General features: G+C 74.9%; 3 protein-coding genes and 1 pseudogene. 1 reads left to right on the top strand and 3 read right to left on the bottom strand.

Annotation, left to right across the window (positions count from 1 at the left end; translation table 11 throughout):
* The 3 genes from AX737_RS20620 to AX737_RS20630 form a co-directional block, all read right to left on the bottom strand.
* Nucleotides 1-560, bottom strand: a 560-nt coding sequence (locus AX737_RS20620; protein ID WP_197430655.1) for a hypothetical protein, incomplete at its 3' end; no start/stop codon positions are given.
* A gap of 22 nt (nt 561-582) precedes the next feature.
* Nucleotides 583-2,457, bottom strand: coding sequence for an alpha/beta fold hydrolase (locus AX737_RS20625; protein ID WP_082773177.1), 1,875 nt, complete (start codon nt 2,455-2,457; stop codon nt 583-585).
* A 20-nt stretch (nt 2,458-2,477) separates the two neighbouring features.
* Nucleotides 2,478-3,290 carry a WecB/TagA/CpsF family glycosyltransferase gene (locus AX737_RS20630; RefSeq protein ID WP_066924513.1) on the bottom strand — a complete coding sequence of 271 codons (813 nt, stop codon included), beginning with the start codon at nt 3,288-3,290 and terminating at the stop codon, nt 2,478-2,480.
* A 293-nt stretch (nt 3,291-3,583) separates the two neighbouring features.
* Between AX737_RS20630 and AX737_RS20635 the strand changes: the two are divergent.
* A pseudogene (locus tag AX737_RS20635) lies at nt 3,584-4,287 on the top strand (lipopolysaccharide biosynthesis protein); the annotation flags it as partial.

Here is a 4,287-nt window from a genome sequence, read left to right on the forward strand (position 1 = left end):
ACCTGCGTCCGGCAGCGTCGGACCGGGAAGAAGCGCTCGAAGGCCTGCCGCTCGTGGGCGTTCGAGAAGATCACCGTCGCCCGCGAGAGGGCGAAGGGCAGCATGTAGAGCTTGCGGACCCGCCCGAAGATCGTGAACTCGTGCAGCGTCAGGTAGAGCCGCGATCCGCCGATCGTGAGCGGTGCGAGCCCGACCGCCGGGGAGCGGCCCATGTCCAGGGAGGGATACTGGATGTGCAGCACGTCACGCCCGCCGAGGCCGCAGCGCAGCCGGATCCGCGCCAGGCCGGCGAGCGACCAGCGCGGCAGGCGCTCCAGCCGCACGTCGATCCCGCGGGCGGCGACGACCGCGCGGAGCCGGTCCGCATAGTCGGCGACGCCGCAGCGTACCCCCTCCCGCCCCGTGACAGCCAGGACGGCGCGCCGCGCGGTGCCGTCCGCCGCGCGCGCAGGTACGGCGGCACCGAGGCGGCGCACCAGCCGGCCGAGGCTGGCGGGCGCGCGCGGGCCCGAGCCGGCTTCCTGCGTCGCCCCGTGTCCGAACATGGTCCTGCCCGTCATCGCTCGATCCGTCTTCCGTCCGTCAGATCCGGGCCGACACCGCGCCCGCGGGCACCGCGCCCTGCGCCTCCGCGCGCTGCCGCGCGTCCGCCGGCCCGCGGGCCGACCGTCGGGCGGGGATGCGGGCGCGTTCGGTCGTGTCGGCCGCGTCCCGCAGGACCTGCGTCAGGATCGCGAACAGGCGGTCCTGGTCGGCCGGAAGGCTGAAGCTGTGATCGACCCCCTCCAGCACCGTGACCGGGTAGCCGAGCCGGCGCGCGAGGCGCGCGGCCGCCCGGCCGGTATGGGCCCCCAGATGCGTGCGCAGGGCGGGCATGCCCATGTCGCCCGCGCTGTAGACCAGCCGGATCCGTGCGCCGCGGCGGCGCAGCCGTGCGATCTCGCCGACGACGCTCCCGCGGCCCGGCAGCGCGCGGGCGAGCCGCGCCGCGCCGCGCGCCGCCATCGCGCGCCCGTCCCGCCAGAGGGCCCGCACCACCGTCCCGAGACGGATCTCGCCGCCGAGGATCCGGCGCCAGAACCGGCCCTGCCGGGCCCGCTCGGCGTAGCTCACCGTGCCGCGGAACGCGTCGCGGATCATCGCCTCCACGTCGGTGCCGGGCTTCAGCGCGAAGCAGTACGGGTTGACCAGGACCGCCGCCGCCAGGCGGGCCTCGGCGCAGAGGGCGCGGAAGGCCAGGTAGCCGCCGCTGCAGGTGCCCAGGACGACGACCGGTCCGGCCTGCCGGCTCGCGAGGTGGTCGAGCGCGGCGCGCACGTCGTCGATCGCGTCCGCGGCGTAGACCGGCAGCCCGCCGTCGGGCCGGTCGGCGCTGTCGCCGATGCCGCGCGCGTCGAAGCGCAGGGAGGCGACGCCGTCCGCGGCGAGCCTGCGGGCGAGCCGGGTCGTCTGCCGGCCCTGGCCCGAGCGCACGTTCCGGCCGGAATTCACGAAGAGGACGGCCGGTCCGGCCGGGTGCGCGTCCGGCGGCCCACACAGGGTGCCGACGAGGCCCGGCCCGAACCGGGCGGTCTCCTCGGTCCAGCCCGCGCCCGCGATGCGGCACGGCGCCCTCGGCGCCCGCGCGGGCATGCTCCGCGGGAGCGCGCCCGCGCAGGCGAAGTCCCGGACCGCCGCGAAGGTCGCCTCGGGCGCGGTGGCGAAGAGCGGGTCGGAGACGAGCTGGGTGAGGTCGGGGAAGGGGCCCGCCTCCACCGCGCCGCCGAGGCTGCGGTAGTGGCCCGCGAGCGCGTCCGTGCGGGCGCCGAGCAGCAGCACCCGCGCGGGCGCGGCAGCCGACTCCGCGGCCGGCTCCGCCGCCGGATCGAGCCGCGCCAGCGCGGCGAGCGCGTCCGGCCCGAGATGGAAGCTGCCGACGAGGAGGGAGCCGGGGGGCTGCGCGATCGGCGTGCGGTCCGGCAGGACGTCGAGCAGGCGCGCCTGCATCGTCATCTCGCGCAGGTAGGCCTTGCCGGTCGCGAAGGGCGCCAGCAGCGCGAGCCGCTCGACGCCGCCCTCCCGCGCGGCGAGCGCCGCCAGGGTGGCGCCGAGCCGGAGGCCGACGAGCACGATCTCGTCCGCCCCGCCCTCCGCGCGCAGGAAGGCGATGCCCTGCCGGATCGCCCGGACCGAGGCGGCGATCGCGTCCTCGCCCGGGGATGCGTCCCGGGAATCCCCCTGGCCCGGGTAATCGAGCCGCAGCGTGGCGCATCCGGCGGCCGCGATCGAGCGGGCGAGGCCGCGCCACGCCCGGTAGGCGCAGAGCTGCTCGAAGCCGTAGGTTCCGCACAGGAGGACACCGCGGCGGCTCGATCCGGGGGCGAACCAGCCGTGCAGGCCCTCGAACGCGACCGGGATCTCCGGCTCCGGCCGGCGCGCGTCCGCGGCCTGCGCGCGGGGGGCGTGGGTCTGCGACACGGGACGGCTCCGCGGCACGGTCAGGGCGCGCTCAGCGCGTCGGCGCGGCGCGCCCGCACCAGCGTCGCGAGGCGGAGCCGCACGATCATGCCGAGGAACAGCGCGGCCTCGACGGTGTAGCGGCGCCCGAGGCGGCGCGGCTCCCGCATTAGCCGGTAGAGCCACTCGAGCCGCAGGAGCCGCACGGGCGCGGGCGCCCGCACGGCGATGCCCGCCGTGTAGTCGATCAGCGCGCCCACCCCCATGAGGAGCCGCGCGTCGATCCGGTGCGCGTGCTCGGCGATGAAGGTCTCCTGGTCCGGGTTCCCCAGGGCGACGAGCAGGATGTCGGGCGCCGCCGCGTTGATCTCGGCAATCACCGCGTCGGTGTCCGCGGGGGCGAAGTAGCCGTGCCGCGTGCCGACGACCCGGTGCTGGGGATAGCGCAGGGCGAGGTTGCGCGCCGCCGCCTCGGCGACGCCGGGCCGCGCGCCGAGCAGGAACACGGTCCGCTCCCGCGCGTCGCCGCCGAGCAGGGCCGGGACGAAATCCGTTCCGTTGAGGTTTTCCCGGAAGAAGCGGCCGCGGAACAGGAGCGAGCACAGGTCGAGGCCGACCCCGTCGCTGAGGAGGACGAGGTTCTTCAGGGTCCCCGCGTAGCTCGCCGAGCAGAGCGCCTTCAGCAGCATGTTGGCGTTGCAGAAGCCGAGCGCGACCTGCCGCCCCTGGTCCATGGCCGCGCGCAGATGCTCGAACGCCGCCGCGCGGGTGAGATCGTGGACCGCGACCGCCTCGATCTCGAAGCGGTCGTCGGGCCAGGAAGGCGGGCTCGGATCGACCTTCGACTGTGACATGGAGCGCTCCGGGGCCGTCGCATCGCGACGGGTTGCAGGGCCGTCATTCCTGCGAAATCTAACCATTGCCCGGTGGATTGGAGGTGAACTCGACGCGCGCGAAGATGATTAACGTTCGCTGTGGTTAATGGCGGGTCGCGAGGGTGTGCGAAACTTGTCGAAATCGTGAAGGGACCTGCGGCTTTTCAGGGCGTCCCGTTAATCCCGCGCTAGTCCGCCCCGTGATAGCCGGTTTCCGGTCGGCTGCCGGGTGGGGTGGCCGACCGAGACCCGTCAGGGAGACGCGGCGCCCCATGCACAAGCTCGTCGCAACGATCCGGCGCTCGGCCCTGTCCGGCCAGTTCGCTACGGCCTTCGTCGCGCGCTTCGCGAGCGCGATCCTCGGCTTCCTGACGCTGCTGACGGCCAGCCGCCTGCTCGGCACCTACGAGTACGGCATCTACGTCTTCCTGTTCGCGATCGGCAGCGGCCTCGGCCTCGTCGCCGTGCTCGGCCAGCACAACCTCCTGCTGAAGCATTACCGGATGGACGCCGGCTCCGGCGCGGCCAACGGCGTGCTCGTGCGCCACAACGTCGTCTGGCTCGGCCTCGCGCTGGCGTTCCTGCTGGCCTCGGGCGCGGTGGTCGTGGTGGCGGAGCGCTCCCTGCCCGATCCCTACGACAGGCTCCATCTCGCCTTCGCCTTCGCGGCGGTGTTCGCGGTGAGCGAGTACCTGCAGAACTTCTTCCGCATCCAGCGCCGCTTCGCCCTGGCGCTGCTGCCCCGGGAGATCGTGTGGCGGGGTGGCTCAGCGCTGCTGCTCTGGCTCGGCGCGCTCGCGGGCGTGCTCCACGGGGCGACCGAGGCGATGGTGCTGGTGCTGGCCCTGTTCGTCGCCGCCACCGCCTTCCAGCTCGTTCACCTCGTCCGCCTGCACGGGTCCGACCTGCGGCCGGGGGGCGCCGTGGCGGCCCCGGCCGAGCGGGCCGTCTGGCGCTCACAGAGCCTGTACTTCAC

This window comes from Methylobacterium sp. CCH5-D2 (assembly GCF_001556475.1).
GTDB classification, from domain to species: domain Bacteria; phylum Pseudomonadota; class Alphaproteobacteria; order Rhizobiales; family Beijerinckiaceae; genus Methylobacterium; species Methylobacterium hispanicum.